The organism is Mesocryomonas fontinalis (genome assembly GCF_055730125.2).
Genome location: NZ_JBUZWG020000003.1, coordinates 435,510 through 450,247 on the forward strand (window position 1 = coordinate 435,510; position 14,738 = coordinate 450,247).

The following is a 14,738-nucleotide window of genomic DNA, read 5'->3' on the forward strand; positions in this document are numbered from 1 at the left end:
CCCGACCATCATTGACGACCAGCGTGTGTCCTGTGCGGTGTCCCGCTCCTTCCGATCCAATGACCGCGTCTTCGCCGGCCTCAGCGCCGACGCCCTGGCGGCATTGACGACGGTCAATTCGGACGTCTCCGTCATCCTGTCCTGGGAAGGCGACGTTCTCGATGTCGCTTACCGCGACCCGGAACTTGCCGAATGGGGTGTCGACGACTGGGTCGGCTTGCCCTGGCGCGAGACGGTGACGCCCGAAAGCCGCAACAAGATCGAGGAACTGCTGTCCGACGCCGCCGGGACGTCGCCGACCCGCTCGCGCCAGGTCAATCATCCGGGGAAAACCGGTGCGGATCTTCCCGTTGGGTATCGCGTCGTGTCCTTCGCCGGCTCGCCCTACCGCATCGCTTTCGGCAGCGACCTCAGGGCGATGGCAGAGATGCAGCAGCGGCTGGCGGCTGCCTACGCCGCGATGGAGACGGACTATCGCAAACTGCGCGACATCGAGACGCGTTACCGCGTGCTCTTCCATCTGGCCGTCGAGCCGTTGGTCGTGGTCGACGCGCTGAGCCTGAAGATCCTCGATGCCAACGAGGGCGCCGCCAGGCTTCTCGGCAAGCCGGTCGACGCGATCGTCGGCCTCTCCGCCGCCTCCGTCTTCCACCGCGAGGACCAGGCGCAGGCGACCGAAGCGTTGCGCAGGGCCAACGGTCACGCCGAGATGTTCCGCGCCCGGCTCGCAGCCGGCGGCCGAGAGATGAGCGCGGCGGTCACGCCGTTCCGCGAACTCGGGCGCACCATCCTGCTCGTCCGCCTCAGCAGCGAGGATTTCGGCGACGACGACGCCCGCCCGGCGGCGGACAACCACATGGGCTCGGTCGCCGAAAAACTGCCGGAGGGCGTCGTCATCGTCGACCAGCAAGGCAATATCGTGCAGGCGAACCCCGCCTTTCTCGACCTCGTCAGGGTCATCAGCACCGACCGGATCGAAGGCAAGCCGCTCGATACCTGGCTGGGGAGCTCGCGGGTGGATCTTCAGGTACTGATGGCGAACCTGCGCGAGCACGGGACGATGCGCCGCTTCTCTTCCGTCGTGCGCGACGCGCTCGGCATCAGCCAGCCCGTCGAGGTGTCCGCCGCAACGATCGCCGCCCGCGACGGCCCGCTGTACGGCTTCTCCATCCGGGAAATTCCGGAAGGCCGCCGGGCGGGGATCGGACACCCGGCGGGCACGACGACACACCTGACCGAACTCGTCGGGCGCGTGCCGTTGAAGAGCCTCGTCCGCAATACCGCCGACATCATCGAAAAACTCTGCATCGAGGCAGCGCTGAGGCTGACCGAAAACAACCGCGCCTCGGCCGCGGACATGCTCGGACTGAGCCGCCAAAGCCTCTACCTCAAGCTCAAGCGGTTCGGCATTTCGGATGGCGAGCCGCCGGACGACGCCTGAATTATCACGATTCGACAACGCAACAATGTCAACCTCGGTTGACGTCCTCTCTTGAACCGAATGGGAGCCTGCGAATGTTCGAGCCCTTCGCCTTGGGTCACCGGCACGGCCTGCCCAAGGCTGCGACCGTGCTCGAACTGCTGAAGCCGATCACCTGGTTCGCGCCAATGTGGGCCTATGCCTGCGGCACCGTCTCCTCCGGCGCGGAGCTTAGCGAGCGCTGGGTCTATGTGGCCGGCGGCATTCTCCTGGCCGGGCCGCTGGTGTGCGGCACCAGCCAGGCGGTGAACGACTGGTTCGACCGCGAGGTCGACGCGATCAACGAACCCGGGCGGGTCATTCCCTCCGGCCGCATGCCGGGCCAGTGGGGCCTCGGGGTCGCCATCGCCAATACCGCCCTCTCGCTGGTCGTGGCGGCTCTCCTTGGTCCGTTCGTGCTCGGCGCCGCGGTGCTCGGCCTGGTGCTCGCCTGGATCTACAGCGCCCCGCCCTTGCGGCTGAAGCGCAGCGGCTGGGTGGGACCGGGCGCGGTCGGCCTCTGCTACGAGGGGCTGCCCTGGTTCACCGCGGCCGCCGCCGCATCCGGCGGATTTCCCGGCTGGCCGACGGTGGCGATCGCCGCGCTCTACAGCCTCGGCGCGCACGGCATCATGACGCTGAACGACTTCAAATCGGTCGAGGGAGACCGCCAGATGGGGCTGGCCAGCCTGCCGGCGCGCCTCGGGGTCGATGCGGCGGCACGGCTTGCCTGTGCGGTCATGGCGGCGCCCCAACTGGTGGTGATCGTCCTCCTCCTGCGCTGGCAGTTCGACATCGCCGCCCTCATCGTCACTTTCCTCCTCGCCGGGCAGACCTTGTTGATGCCGCGTCTCCTCGTCGATCCCCTGCGCCATGCCGCCTGGTACAATGCCACCGGCACGACGCTCTTCGTTCTCGGGATGATGGTGTCGGCCTTCGCGTTGCGCGCCATGACCGTGCCGTGAGCCCGGCCTACGACGTCGTCGTCGTCGGTGGCGGGCCGGCCGGCGCGACGGCGGCCGAAACGCTGGCACGCGGCGGCCGGCGGGTGCTGCTCGTCGACCGCGCCGGCCGGATCAAGCCTTGCGGCGGCGCCATTCCCACCCGGCTGATCCGCGACTTCGCCATTCCGCCGGCGCTCCTGACGGCGCGGATACGTTCGGCCCGCATCATCGCCCCTTCCGCCGCCGCCATCGACATGCGGATCGACGGCGGTTTCGTCGGCATGGTCGACCGCGAGGCGTTCGACCCGTTCCTGCGCAACCGCGCCGCGGCTGCCGGTGCGGAGCGACTTTCCGCGACGTTCCGATCGGCAGAGCGCACCGCCGAGGGCGGGCTCGACCTGTCGCTGACGCGGCCGGACGGCACCCCGGTCCGCGTCTCGGCCCGCCTCGTCATCGGTGCGGACGGGGCCGGCTCCCAAGTGCGGCGCGCTTTGTTCGCCGAGGAGAAGCAGCCGCCCTTCGTTTTCGCCTATCACGAGATCGTCCGCTCGCCGCCGGCCGCCGCCTCTACCAGCGCTTCCGCCTCTGCCAGCGCGGATTTCGATCCGCAGCGCTGCGACATCTACTACGCCTCGCGCCTTTCGCCAGACTTCTACGGCTGGGTCTTCCCGCACGGCGAGACGACGAGCGTCGGCGTTGGCAGCGCCGTCAAGGGCTTCGACCTCCGGCAGGCAACGCGTGCGCTGCGCGAGGCGGCAGGTCTTGTCGGACAGCCCACCCTTCGCCGCGAGGGAGCGCCGTTGCCCCTGAAACCCTTGAAGCGATGGTACAACGGCCGTGACGCGCTGCTCGCCGGCGATGCCGCCGGTGTCGTGGCGCCTGCGTCGGGCGAGGGCATCTACTATGCCATGCGGGGTGGCCAGCTTGCGGCAGAAGCGGCGCATGCCTTTCTGTCGACCGCGAAGGCCGGCGCCTTGGCGCAGGCCCGACGCCGATTCATGCGCGAGCACGGGAAGGTGTTCCTGGTGCTCGGCCTCATGCAATCCTTCTGGTACCGCAGCGACCCGCGGCGCGAACGCTTTGCTGCGCTTTGCGGCGATGCCGACATCCAGCGCCTGGTCTGGACATCCTATCTCGACAAGACGCTCGTCCGCGCCGAGCCGCGGGCCTATCTTCGGGTGCTCCTCAAGGACATGGGGCACGTCTTCGGGTTGATGGCCGAATGAGCCCGCCCGACCTCGAGGCAATCTTCAGGGACGGCAACGTCGCCATCATCGCGAGCGTCATCCTTCTTGCGGAAGCGCTCTGCCTCGTCCTCATCGCCCGGCGACCCGCCGTGGCCGTCATCGCCAACGCTCTGTCGGGCCTGTTCCTCATCCTCGCGCTCAACGCATCGCTGTCGGGGGCCGGCCTTCCATCGGTGGTGCTCTGGCTGTCGCTCGGCGGGCTTGCGCACGCCGCCGACGTCATTGTCAGGCGTCGGTCCTGAGGCTCAGGCCGTGCCGAAGGCGCCGGGATTGCGGCGCCAGACCGACCAGTTGAGGCAGCCGGCAATGCTGACCCAGACGAGATACGGCGCGAGCATCCAGGCCGCCACTGCGCTGACGGAAGCGAAGCTTGCGATCGTCGCGGCGATGCCGAGCCAGAGGGCCACGAGGTTGATGAAGGCGAGATCGGGCCGACGCCGACCGAAGAACAGCCAGGACCACATTGCGTTCAGCACCATCTGCACGGCGAACGGCGCAAACACCGCGAGGTCGGACCCGACCTGCCGCCAGACCAGCCAGCCGGAAAGGGCCATCAGAAGGAAGAGGATGCTCCAGACCACGGGAAACGCCCAGTTCGGCGGTGTCCAGTCAGGCTTGGCAAGGCGCGCGTACCATTCGCCCGGCCGGAAGATTGCCCCGGAACTCGCGACGGCGAGCGACAGGAGAATGAAGAAACAGAGGGCCAGGAAGGATGACAGGGTCATACGCGCTCGCAAGGTCGTTGGTCTCTAACACTTACGCCCTTCGCCGCCGTTTTCCAGCCGCGAGCCTGCGATCGTGACCGGCTCCCCGTCACCGCAAGGTGTCAAGGCTTTGCGATCATGACGTAGAGCGCCGCCACCAGCGGGACCGTGGCGATGACTCCCCAGACCAGCCAAGTCCGTGAGTCCCTGAAGTAGCGCTCCGGTATATCGCCGCCGCCGGCGAAGCTGCGTGCCACTCGCCCCTGGCGGATCTGCAGAGGCACGAGCACCAGGAGCCAGATGAGACCGGACAAGCCGAACAATGCTTCGCCGGCGATCAGCCAATCGGCTCCGAGAAGCGGCATCTCGGCGACACGGGCCGCTCCGATCCCGCCGCCGAGGATCAGAAGGATCCCCACCAAGGTGAAGAGCCAGTCGGCAATGACGACACCGCGCTGCGCATGCGCGATGACGATGGGGTTCCGGCTCATGTCGGCCAGGACTTTCCAGAACGCGGTGATGGTCACGTTGCCGAGGAGGACGACGACGCCGAGCACGTGGAGCATCTTGAAGATGTCATACACCAGTCGCTCCGATCGTGCTGCGGGTCTATCAGCGCCCTGCTCGCGACAGGATGCACGGAAACGCTCTCCATGCTCGCATCGACCGATCGGACTGTCCGTCGATCGCGCCTGATCATCGGGGCGATGCTCACGCCATCGGCCGCGAGTTTGACGAAATGATCGAGAGCCACCCGCCGCGGCGCCCGGCGATGGGTGGACGATCGACCGAAAGGATACCGCCTGCCCGGCCGCGCCGCGCCGCGCTGAGTGCTGCCGGATCAGGTCTGCAGGAACATCCTCGATGGGGTGAATGCACCCCATCGAGGGGAGACCTTGACGGTCAGAAGGGCAGACCGCCCTCCTGCATGATCGTCGACTGATGGTGGCTTACTGGCAGCCTGCGCCGACCGGCTGGCCCTCGATGATCCGGCATGTCCGGCTGCCACCTTGCCGATCCTCCCGGCCCTCGGAATTGCGCACCGGCGGCGTGTAGCCGCGCGGAGGACGCTGCTGGGCACTGGCGGCCTGGCGCGGCGGCGGCTCCTGGATCCGGACCGGCGTCGTCGACGATCGGCCGGGCGGGCCACGGTCCGCGCGGTCTTCCCGATCGCGCCCGTCGCCCCGGTCACGGTCGCGGCGGTCATCCCGGTCGCGGCGATCGTCGCGCCGGTCGTAGCGGTCGTAGCGGTCCCGGCCGGGACGCCCGTAGCCATCGCGGTTATAGCCATCGCGATAGTAGGGTGGCGGGATGCGGCGATCGGAATAGCGGTAGTCCGGCTCGACCCGGTAGACATTGGGGCGATCATAGCCCCGCGGTCCCTCGTAATAACCGTCGTTCACCGTCTCGCACCCGGCGAGCGCCACGACCGCCAGTCCAAGAGACAGCACTGTTGCCCTGAAATTCACGTCAGCCCTCCCGAAGGATGATCCTTCTCAGGGCGAATATAATCCGAAGACGAGAGGCGCATAGCGGAATCGTAACAAAGGGTAAGCGGCAAACGCGCCGGCCGGCATTGCCCCGCCGTGCCCCGAGGCGTATCGCTCCTGCGGTTCTGCAATGAGACGAACGGACCCATGCGCCTCAAATCCCTTCTCGACCGCATCCCCCTCGACCGATTCCTGCTGCTGCTGATCCTGACTGTGGTCCTCGCCGCCGTCCTCCCGGCGCGCGGCCAGGCGGCCGAAGCGCTGGATTGGATCACCTACGGCGCTATCGCCTTCCTGTTCTTCCTCTACGGTGCCAGACTGTCGCCGAAGGCGGTCTGGGCGGGCCTGCTGCACTGGCGCCTCCAGGGTCTCGTCTTCTCCTCGACCTTTATCCTGTTCCCGCTGCTCGGCCTTGGCGCCGCCGCCCTCGCCGCGCCCTTCCTGCCGCAGGAGCTGCTGCTCGGCATCGTCTTCCTCTCCGTGCTCCCCTCCACCGTGCAGTCGTCGATCGCCTTCACCTCGATGGCCGGCGGCAACGTGCCGGCCGCGCTGACCAGCGCCTCGGTCAGCAATCTCCTTGGCATGATCGTCACGCCGATCCTGATCGTCCTCCTCGCCAGCAGCCAGCAGAACATCCTCAGCCTCGACGCACTCGAGAAAATCGCACTGCAGCTGCTTGCGCCGTTCGTGGCCGGACAGCTGGTGCGGCCGTTGATCGGCGCCTGGCTGCTGCGCCACAAGACGCTGACCTCGGTGGTCGACCGCGGCTCGGTGCTGATCGTCGTCTATGCCGCGTTCAGCGAGGGCATGGTCGCCGGCGTCTGGGGAATGCTCGGCTGGGAGCAGCTTGCGATCGTCGCCGGCATCGACATCGTGCTCCTCGCCATCGTGCTGGTGGCGACGACCGTGACCAGCCGCAAGCTCGGCTTTTCCAAGGAAGACGAGATCGCCATCGTCTTCTGCGGCTCGAAGAAGAGCATGGCGACCGGCATCCCGATGGCCGGCATCCTCTTCCCCGGCCAGGCGATGTCGATCATCGTGCTGCCGCTGATGCTGTTCCACCAGATCCAGCTGTTCGCCTGCGCCACCATTGCCCAGCGCTATGCCCGCCGGCTTTCCGCGACACCCGCCACCGTGCCGGCGGACGCGGCGACCGGCTCGGCGACGCTACCGGGCGCGCCGGTGCTAGAGGCGAGCGTCCGCGCGAAGTAGCCGAGGCCCCGCCCCTCCCGGCGGCTCGCTCGGTCGCAAACATGAATGGCCGGAGAGCGAATGCTCTACCGGCCATTCCTTTGATGTGCAGTGCGGGTGCTGAAGCGTCAGCACCTTGGCCGCGTCAATCGAGCTGGCGCACCGCGCCGCGGGCGGCACTCGTCGCAAACTTCGCATAGGCCTTCAAAGCCGTCGTGACCTTGCGCTTGCGCACCTCGGCCGGCACATAGCCCTTCTCCGCCTGCGCCAGCCGGCGCTCGGCCAGAACGCTGTCGTCGACGGCAAGGTGGATCCGGCGGTTCGGGATGTCGATCTCGATGATGTCGCCCTCTTCCACGATCCCGATCATGCCGCCTTCGGCCGCTTCCGGCGACACGTGGCCGATGGAAAGGCCCGACGAGCCGCCGGAGAAGCGTCCGTCGGTGACGAGAGCGCAGTCCTTGCCGAGGCCCTTCGATTTCAGATAGCTCGTCGGATAGAGCATTTCCTGCATGCCCGGCCCGCCGCGCGGCCCCTCGTAGCGGATCAGCACGATGTCGCCGGCCTTGATCTGGTTCGATAGGATCGCGTGCACCGAGGAGTCCTGGCTCTCGAAGATCCGTGCCGGCCCCTTGAAGGTGAGGATCGAGGCATCGACGCCCGCGGTCTTCACGATGCAGCCGTCCTCGGCGAGGTTGCCGTAGAGCACGGCAAGGCCGCCATCGGTGGAATAGGCGTGTGCGAGATCGCGGATGACGCCGGTGGCGCGGTCGCTGTCGACCGAGTCGAAGCGCCGCTCCTGGCTGAACGCGACCTGTGTCGGCACGCCGCCGGGCGCCGCGCGGAAGAAGTCGTGCACGGTCCGGCTGTCGGTGCGCATCACGTCCCAGCGGTCGAGCGCGGCGCCGAGGCTCTCGGCATGCACCGAGCCGACGTCGGTGTGGATCAGCCCGGCGCGATCAAGCTCGCCAAGAATGGCGAGCACGCCGCCGGCGCGGTGGACGTCCTCCATGTGGACGTTGGCCACCGCCGGCGCGACCTTGCAGAGCACCGGCACGCGGCGCGACAGCCGGTCGATGTCGGCCATGGTGAAATCGACCTCGCCTTCGTGCGCGGCGGCCAGCAGATGCAGAACGGTGTTGGTCGAGCCGCCCATGGCGATATCCAGCGTCATGGCGTTCTCGAAAGCCTCGAAGCTCGCGATGGCGCGCGGCAGCACGCTCATGTCGTCCTTCTCGTAATGGCGCTTGGCGAGATCGACGATCAGGTGGCCGGCCTCGACGAACAGCCGGCGGCGGTCGCCGTGCGTCGCCAGTGTCGAGCCGTTGCCCGGCAGCGACAGGCCGAGCGCCTCGGTCAGGCAGTTCATCGAGTTGGCGGTGAACATGCCCGAGCACGAGCCGCAGGTCGGGCATGCCGAGCGCTCGATGGTCCCGACGTCCTCGTCGGAGATGCGCTCGTCGGCGGCGGCGACCATCGCGTCGACGAGATCGAGCTTCTTCTCGGTGTTGTCCGGCCAGATCACCTTGCCGGCCTCCATCGGGCCGCCGGAAACGAAGACGACGGGAATGTTCAGCCGCAGCGCCGCCATCAGCATGCCCGGCGTGATCTTGTCGCAGTTGGAGATGCAGACCATGGCGTCGGCGCAATGGGCGTTGACCATGTACTCGACGCTGTCGGCGATGAGCTCGCGCGAGGGCAGCGAATAGAGCATGCCGTCATGGCCCATCGCGATACCGTCGTCGACAGCGATGGTGTTGAACTCCTTGGCGACGCCACCGGCCGCCTCGATTTCCCGCGCGACCAACTGACCAAGGTCCTTCAGGTGGACATGGCCGGGCACGAACTGCGTGAACGAGTTGACGACCGCGATGATCGGCTTGCCGAAATCGCCGTCCTTCATGCCGGTCGCGCGCCATAGGCCGCGGGCGCCGGCCATGTTGCGGCCATGGGTGGTGGTGCGGGAACGATAGACGGGCATCGGAAACCTCGCGGGCATGTCGAAGAGCCGGGATGCCGAGCGCATCCCGCTTCGGAACTTCAAAGGACGAATGTCGCCGCTTCTACCGCCAAGCGGGCGAGGACGGCAAGGCGATGTGGCCGTCAGCGGTGGTTTTGCGACAGACGGCCGCCGTTCAGCCACCGCCGCCCGCGTCTCCCGGAGTCAGCGCTTGAAGCGCTCCATCGCCGTCAGCCACTGCACGAAGGGCTCGGCGCGGCCCTGATAGATTTCCTGCTGCAGGAACAGAATCTCGGCCGCATGCAGGTCCTCGTCCACCTCGGTCCACCAGCTTTTCAGCTGTCCGTTGCTGCCGTCGCTCCAGCGATAGCCGCGGCCTTTCAAAAGGTCCTTGGTGTGGAACGGGCTGTTTTCAGCCCAGATCCGCGCACGGCGGCGCTGCGAGGACGCAAGGAGATGGGCGAACGCGGTGTCGGCGCGTCCGGGCAGTTGCGCCGCCAGCACCTCGAGCAGCGCATGGCAATCGTCGACCGCGCGGTGACCATTGTGGAACCAGCCGCCCTGGGAGACGAGATAGCCGAGCTTCGTTCCCTCGAAGCCGAACCCTGCCCAGCCGACTTCCGCCACCGAGCACGCCCATGGCTTGGTGTCGAAGCCCGGCAGAAAGCGCTCGCAGAACGGCCGGTCGAAACGGGCATTGTGGGCGATCACGAGATCAGCCGGTGCGACGAAGGCGGCGACGGCCGCGAGGTCGAGCTTCTGCCCCGCCACCATCTCGTCGGTGATGCCGGTGATACGGGTGATCTCCGCCGAGATCGGCTGGCTGGGCTGGTGCAAGGCGCTGAAGACGTCGATCACCCCGCTGATGCCGGCCTCGTCGTAGAGGAAGGCGACCATGCCGAGTTCGATGATCTCGTCCTTGCCGTGATCGAGCCCGGTCGTCTCGGTATCGAGGATGATGCCGACCTTCACCCCGTCGCCGGGTTGCGGCCAAGCCGCCGTGGCCGGGCGCGGCAGCAATTGCCGGAGGATGCGGTAGCGCCCGGTCTTCGCCAGGCGCTCCGCCAGCGCCTCGTCGGCGTCGATCCGGGGAACCGCCGCTCGCACGGCGGCCTTTGCCTGGACCTTCTCCGCCCGCAAGGCTGGTCGGCGGGAGCCGGCGATCTGGTCGAAGGCGAAGAGTTCGTTCTGGTCGGGATCAGGCAATTTCATCGGGCATCCGCATTCGGCAACGCGTGCTTCAAGCATCCAATGCCGATCGCATCAAGGCGTCGCCCTTCCTCTCGAACCCGTTCCGTCACAGGTCTGGCCGTCGCAAAAACAGCAATAAATGCGGCGTGGCGACCAGGTTCGCCTCGATAACGGGCATTTCGACGAATTCAGTGCACCTTGACCGCGCAGGGATTCATGTCATTATTTAGCTATCGTTAACCGCGACGCGCAAGGACGTAAGCGATGATCGCTCCAGCAAACCGCGCCAACGATCTCCACGACACGATCATTCCGGCTTTGCTGACGACGGCCAAGATGATCCGCTCGATGATGGCGATCAACTTGTCCGCGCTGGGTCTGCAGAATGGTCAGGAAGAGGTGCTGCTGGCGTTCGAACGGTCGCGGCCGATGTCGTCGAACCAGTTGGCTGCCAAGCTCAACATAAGGCCGGACACCGCCGCCAAGCTGCTCGCCCGTCTGGTCCAGCAGCATCTGGCGATGCGGGTCGAGGATACGGCCGATCCGATGGCGATGGTGGTGGTCCTCACGGCCTCCGGGGCGGAAATGCAGGTCCGCCTGCGGGCCATGCTGGAGTCGATCGACCGTGAACTGCATTCGGCCCTCGACGGGTCGCTGGTCGACGCCATGCACACGGAGGTGGCCTTGCTGAACGCCCGCCTCTTCTCCTTGCTGACGCCTCAGCGTTCGGTTCAGGACGCCCTCGCCTCCGTCTCCTGCAGGCCGTAGCGCGTCCTGCGGGGCTTCTCGCTCGAGAACGCCCTAGTAGGCGGTCGATCGCTCCTGCGCCGACGCGTAAAAGTCATCCGCATCTCCATCGAACCAGTCGTCATGACCCGTCACGAAGATGGTCTCGACGCCGTAGCGAAGGAAAACGTCGCCGACGGTGCCGGCGACCGTAACGGCTAGACGCGTATCGAGCATCACGCAGTCGACCTGGCCGGTTTGATCGATATAGCGGAGCGCTTCTTCGATATTGGGGACTGGCCCGAGCGCTACGCCTGATTCAGTCATGATCGACCGGCGCAAGGCTGCCGCTGGCTCGACTTCATCCTCGATGACAAGAATGCGCCGTCCCGCTAAGGTCTGCGATACAAGGCTCAGCATTAAGTTCCCCCCAGTATATCAGTAAGATCCCGCAGCAAAAATCAAACGACATGACTCGATAACTCGCAGGCAAGATCAAAACGCTGCACGCAACCGTTCCGGCGGCGCACATCGAGATCTATGCCTGTAAGTTGCAAATCAGCAGCGGTTCGCCGTCGGCGTTTGTTTCTGTCTGCAGATGAAATTTTAATAAAATAAATCAATGACAACGACAAGCGCTGGGGACATGCAGGCAGCCAAGCTCTCCAATGCGCGGACTGCATGGCTGATGCCCGTCGCAACGGCGATCCTCTGCCGTTCTGGCCGATCGCGAGACGCCAAACCCTTGTGCCGCAGCACTGTGCATCCGTTCTGCGGCCGAGGCGGTAGCAGAACTGCCGATGAAGGTGACAATGACAGTCTTGTTTAGATCAAGTTCCGCCGGTCCGCCGCTTTCACAGAGGTACGACAGATGTTGCTAATTTGTCATGGCGGTTTTGCTGCGCCAACGCCGCCTCTCACCCTCGCGACGACCGACCAGACCTTCCGGAAGTCATGATCGGCACCGGCCGGGAGACATGATCGGCACCGGCCCGGTGTCATCATTAAAATCGGAAGGACACCGCCTGTCTCCCTGGTGCCGCCTTTAGTTGCCGCGGACGTCCTGTTCGTCGCGCAAGGCGCGCGCCACTGAGGGATCGACCGGTGCCGGCTCTTTCGCAACAGCGGCGGGCTTTGCTGCTTCGGGGCTTCCGGTAGCCGCTGCAGGGATGCTGCCCGTCTTGATCTGATCCGGGGCCACCGGCAGGGGTGTCATCGGCGCGGTCGCTGTCGACGGGCGACCATAGAGGCGTCCCTTGCGGTAGTTCTGCGCATAGTCGAGGCAGCCTTCGACGACGGGCGTGCACACCGTATTGCGACCACGGGGACCGTCATTGTCGCCGGAATAAGCCAGACGGTCGAGGCGGCCGTCGATGAACCGCATCTGCACCCGGCAATTGCCACCGCCCGGCAGCGATACATTGGTATTGGCGGCGCCGAACAGCACAGGCGCCGACACGTTGATGCCGCCGGAGCGCGACGGCCCGTCATAGCTCCAGATCGTCACGCCGTCCTCGGTAAAGCTGCGGTTCGGAAACCCGGCGCACATCCGGATGTCCTTCTGGTCCATGCCCAGGAGCGCGGTCTTGGCCACCTCGACTGCGTTGAAACTGTAGCGGGCGGCGCAGCCGCCGGCGATCAGGACGGCCGCGAACAGACCGATGCGGGACAGGACGCGTGGAAGCATCGCTCCGCCTTTCTCATCATGCCGTCTCCGGGCCTCCCGCGATCGATCGAAACGACCCTGCAAAGAGGCTCCAGGAATTAAAAGAAACGAAGCCGCAGTGTGCATCCGCCCGTACACACCGCGCTCTGAAACAGAACGCCACCGCCACATCAGTCGGGCGCCTCCGCCCGCCCAGATGCCTGTCGACGGGTAGTCCACGAAGAACCGATCGGCGGCGTCATGCTGCAGGGCAACATGAGCATTCCACGGGTGAAAGCAAGGCGGGATGATCAATTCGGCCCGCCGATGCGATCACGAAACAGCGGGCGAAAAACGGTGAAGGGCCAGCGCACGCGTGGCGCCGGCAGCACCGAAGGAACACTGGAATCCGTTATGTCAGGTGGCCGGCGTCAGCCTTGCCGGCCTGCCCAGGGCATGTTCCAGACGATGGCCCTCGGGAGCGTCTCGGGGACGATCCGGTGCACATGCCCGGGACTAGCGCTGTCGGCCAGCGGCGATGCCGCCACGGCCGGCACCAGGGGAAAATGCGCTGCCTGCTCGTCGTCCTCGGACACGACGTCGAGAAAACGAATGCCCGCCAGCATCCCGCGGCGGTAGACGAGACGCGCTGGACGCTCGACCTTCTCCTCGCCGATGATGATGTCGAAGACTTTCGGAAGATGCGCCGCTTCGTCGATGGTCAGCAGCGCGCCAGTCGAGGAGATGTTGCGAACGATGCAATCGAAGGTCGAGTAGTGGTTGTTGAACAGGATTTTCGCGCGCTTCAGGGTTCGGACCCGCGGCGCAACGCGCCGTTCCGATCCGTCGGCTTCCCGCTCTGGCAGGTTGGTCATGGTCTGCCTCCTGTTTCATTCACCCGGCCATCATCCGCATGAAAGGCTAACGAACGATCAAGATCAGCCATAAAGCCCGATCGGACAAGCCACTACCGTGATGATATCCGGCAAGACCTGAACGACAAAGGCCGATGGAAACTCCACCGGCCTTTGCGCTTCGTCGACTGGGCGCCCATCCGGTGTCTTCAAAACACCGGGCGCAAGCGCCATTCTCTGGTTCTGCGGCAGCTTTTTGACGGAGCGTAACCGCCCCATCGCGGGTTCCGCTAGTTGCGGGTCTTGTCGACCAGAGCATTCGACTTGATCCACGGCATCATGCCGCGGAGCTTCTCGCCAACTTCCTCGATCTGGTGACGGTCGTTCATCCGGCGGATGCCCTTGAACCGCGCCTGGCCGGCCTTGTTTTCCATCATCCAGTCCGAGGTGAACTTGCCCGACTGGATGTCGTGCAGGACGCGCTTCATCTCGGCCTTGGTCTCGGCGGTGATGATGCGCGGGCCGGTGACGTATTCGCCCCACTCGGCGGTGTTCGAGATCGAGTAGTTCATGTTGGCGATGCCGCCTTCATAGATCAGGTCGACGATCAGCTTCACCTCGTGCAGGCACTCGAAGTAGGCCATCTCCGGGGCATAGCCGCCTTCGACCAGCGTCTCGAAGCCGGCGCGGATCAGTTCGACCAGGCCGCCGCAGAGCACCGCCTGCTCGCCGAACAGATCGGTCTCGCACTCTTCCTTGAAGGTCGTCTCGATGATGCCCGAGCGACCGCCGCCGATGCCGCAGGCATAGGAAAGCGCGACGTCCAGCGCGTTGCCGGAGGCGTCATGGTCGATGGCGACGAGGCACGGCACGCCGCCGCCCTTCTGGTATTCGCCGCGCACGGTGTGGCCCGGGCCCTTCGGCGCGATCATCACCACGTCGATCGACTTCTTCGGCTCGATCAGGTTGAAATGCACGTTGAGGCCGTGTGCGAAGGCGATGGCGGCGCCGTCGCGGATGTTGTCGGCGATGCTTTCCTTCCAGATGTCGGCCTGCAGCTCGTCCGGGGTCGCCATCATCATCAGGTCGGCCCACTTGGCGGCGTCGGCGACGGACATCACCTTGAGGCCGTCGGCCTCGGCCTTGGCGGCGGTGGCCGAACCGGCGCGCAGCGCCACGGCGATCTCGGTGCAGCCGGAGTCCTTGAGGTTCAGCGCATGGGCGCGGCCCTGGCTGCCGTAGCCGATGATCGCGACCTTCTTGGACTTGATGAGGTTCAGATCGGCGTCGCGATCGTAATAGACACGCATGGGGTTTCCTTCCCTTT

General features: G+C 65.9%; 15 protein-coding genes. 6 read left to right on the forward strand and 9 right to left on the reverse strand.

The window, feature by feature from the left end; translation table 11 throughout:
• Window positions 1-37 precede the first annotated feature (37 nt).
• The 4 genes from ppsR to ACZL02_RS10100 all read left to right on the forward strand — a co-directional run bounded on the left by ppsR (window position 38) and on the right by ACZL02_RS10100 (window position 3,892).
• Window positions 38-1,441 (forward strand): transcriptional regulator PpsR, encoded by a 1,404-nt coding sequence (gene ppsR, locus ACZL02_RS10085; protein ID WP_472937162.1) that lies wholly within the window; start codon window positions 38-40, stop codon window positions 1,439-1,441.
• A 74-nt stretch (window positions 1,442-1,515) separates the two neighbouring features.
• Entirely contained in the window at window positions 1,516-2,424 is a 909-nt protein-coding gene (chlG, locus tag ACZL02_RS10090) for a chlorophyll synthase ChlG (protein ID WP_472937161.1), read from the forward strand.
• Window positions 2,421-3,629, forward strand: a complete 1,209-nt coding sequence (locus ACZL02_RS10095; RefSeq protein ID WP_472937160.1) for a geranylgeranyl diphosphate reductase — start codon at window positions 2,421-2,423, stop codon at window positions 3,627-3,629. Before chlG ends, ACZL02_RS10095 begins: the two co-directional genes overlap by 4 nt.
• Window positions 3,626-3,892, forward strand: coding sequence for a hypothetical protein (locus tag ACZL02_RS10100; protein WP_472937159.1), 267 nt, complete (start codon window positions 3,626-3,628; stop codon window positions 3,890-3,892). The genes ACZL02_RS10095 and ACZL02_RS10100 overlap by 4 nt, the downstream gene beginning before the upstream one ends.
• Before the next feature lie 3 nt (window positions 3,893-3,895).
• Here the strand turns inward: ACZL02_RS10100 and ACZL02_RS10105 are convergent, their stop codons facing one another.
• From ACZL02_RS10105 to ACZL02_RS10115, 3 genes are all read right to left on the reverse strand, one after another.
• Window positions 3,896-4,375 carry a TspO/MBR family protein gene (locus ACZL02_RS10105; RefSeq protein WP_472937158.1) on the reverse strand — a complete coding sequence of 160 codons (480 nt, stop codon included), beginning with the start codon at window positions 4,373-4,375 and terminating at the stop codon, window positions 3,896-3,898.
• A gap of 101 nt (window positions 4,376-4,476) precedes the next feature.
• Window positions 4,477-4,938, reverse strand: a complete 462-nt coding sequence (locus ACZL02_RS10110; protein ID WP_472937157.1) for a DUF2269 family protein — start codon at window positions 4,936-4,938, stop codon at window positions 4,477-4,479.
• A 366-nt stretch (window positions 4,939-5,304) separates the two neighbouring features.
• Window positions 5,305-5,823 (reverse strand): hypothetical protein, encoded by a 519-nt coding sequence (locus ACZL02_RS10115; protein WP_472937156.1) that lies wholly within the window; start codon window positions 5,821-5,823, stop codon window positions 5,305-5,307.
• Between the two features lie 168 nt (window positions 5,824-5,991).
• Between ACZL02_RS10115 and ACZL02_RS10120 the strand changes: the two genes are divergently transcribed.
• Window positions 5,992-7,056: a bile acid:sodium symporter family protein gene (locus ACZL02_RS10120; protein ID WP_472937155.1), complete on the forward strand. Its 1,065-nt coding sequence runs from the start codon at window positions 5,992-5,994 to the stop codon at window positions 7,054-7,056.
• A 124-nt stretch (window positions 7,057-7,180) separates the two neighbouring features.
• Here ACZL02_RS10120 and ilvD read toward each other — a convergent pair whose 3' ends face one another.
• Together ilvD and ACZL02_RS10130 are read right to left on the reverse strand one after the other, a co-directional pair.
• Window positions 7,181-9,016: a dihydroxy-acid dehydratase gene (gene ilvD, locus ACZL02_RS10125; protein WP_472937154.1), complete on the reverse strand. Its 1,836-nt coding sequence runs from the start codon at window positions 9,014-9,016 to the stop codon at window positions 7,181-7,183.
• Between the two features lie 183 nt (window positions 9,017-9,199).
• Entirely contained in the window at window positions 9,200-10,207 is a 1,008-nt protein-coding gene (locus ACZL02_RS10130; RefSeq protein WP_472937153.1) for a 3'-5' exonuclease, read from the reverse strand.
• A 243-nt stretch (window positions 10,208-10,450) separates the two neighbouring features.
• On the opposite strand from ACZL02_RS10130, the gene ACZL02_RS10135 reads away from it, so the two are divergent.
• Window positions 10,451-10,954: a MarR family winged helix-turn-helix transcriptional regulator gene (locus tag ACZL02_RS10135; protein ID WP_472937152.1), complete on the forward strand. Its 504-nt coding sequence runs from the start codon at window positions 10,451-10,453 to the stop codon at window positions 10,952-10,954.
• A 33-nt stretch (window positions 10,955-10,987) separates the two neighbouring features.
• Here ACZL02_RS10135 and ACZL02_RS10140 read toward each other — a convergent pair whose 3' ends face one another.
• The 4 genes from ACZL02_RS10140 to ilvC form a co-directional block, all read right to left on the reverse strand.
• Window positions 10,988-11,332 (reverse strand): response regulator, encoded by a 345-nt coding sequence (locus tag ACZL02_RS10140; RefSeq protein WP_472937151.1) that lies wholly within the window; start codon window positions 11,330-11,332, stop codon window positions 10,988-10,990.
• A gap of 625 nt (window positions 11,333-11,957) precedes the next feature.
• Window positions 11,958-12,872: a hypothetical protein gene (locus ACZL02_RS10145; protein WP_472937150.1), complete on the reverse strand. Its 915-nt coding sequence runs from the start codon at window positions 12,870-12,872 to the stop codon at window positions 11,958-11,960.
• Between the two features lie 116 nt (window positions 12,873-12,988).
• A complete protein-coding gene (locus ACZL02_RS10150) occupies window positions 12,989-13,432 on the reverse strand; it encodes a PilZ domain-containing protein (RefSeq protein ID WP_472937149.1) in 444 nt (147 codons plus the stop codon).
• A 269-nt stretch (window positions 13,433-13,701) separates the two neighbouring features.
• Window positions 13,702-14,721 (reverse strand): ketol-acid reductoisomerase, encoded by a 1,020-nt coding sequence (gene ilvC / locus ACZL02_RS10155; protein ID WP_472937148.1) that lies wholly within the window; start codon window positions 14,719-14,721, stop codon window positions 13,702-13,704.
• Between the last annotated feature and the right edge of the window lie 17 nt (window positions 14,722-14,738).

Coding starts and splice junctions, on each gene's coding strand:
- chlG (WP_472937161.1), top strand. CDS start 1,516: ATGTTCGAGCCCTTCGCCTTGGGTCACCGGCACGGCCTGCCCAAGGCT.
- ACZL02_RS10100 (WP_472937159.1), top strand. CDS start 3,626: ATGAGCCCGCCCGACCTCGAGGCAATCTTCAGGGACGGCAACGTCGCC.
- ACZL02_RS10105 (WP_472937158.1), bottom strand. CDS start 4,375: ATGACCCTGTCATCCTTCCTGGCCCTCTGTTTCTTCATTCTCCTGTCG.
- ACZL02_RS10120 (WP_472937155.1), top strand. CDS start 5,992: ATGCGCCTCAAATCCCTTCTCGACCGCATCCCCCTCGACCGATTCCTG.
- ilvD (WP_472937154.1), bottom strand. CDS start 9,016: ATGCCCGTCTATCGTTCCCGCACCACCACCCATGGCCGCAACATGGCC.
- ACZL02_RS10130 (WP_472937153.1), bottom strand. CDS start 10,207: ATGAAATTGCCTGATCCCGACCAGAACGAACTCTTCGCCTTCGACCAG.
- ACZL02_RS10135 (WP_472937152.1), top strand. CDS start 10,451: ATGATCGCTCCAGCAAACCGCGCCAACGATCTCCACGACACGATCATT.
- ACZL02_RS10140 (WP_472937151.1), bottom strand. CDS start 11,332: ATGCTGAGCCTTGTATCGCAGACCTTAGCGGGACGGCGCATTCTTGTC.
- ACZL02_RS10150 (WP_472937149.1), bottom strand. CDS start 13,432: ATGACCAACCTGCCAGAGCGGGAAGCCGACGGATCGGAACGGCGCGTT.
- ilvC (WP_472937148.1), bottom strand. CDS start 14,721: ATGCGTGTCTATTACGATCGCGACGCCGATCTGAACCTCATCAAGTCC.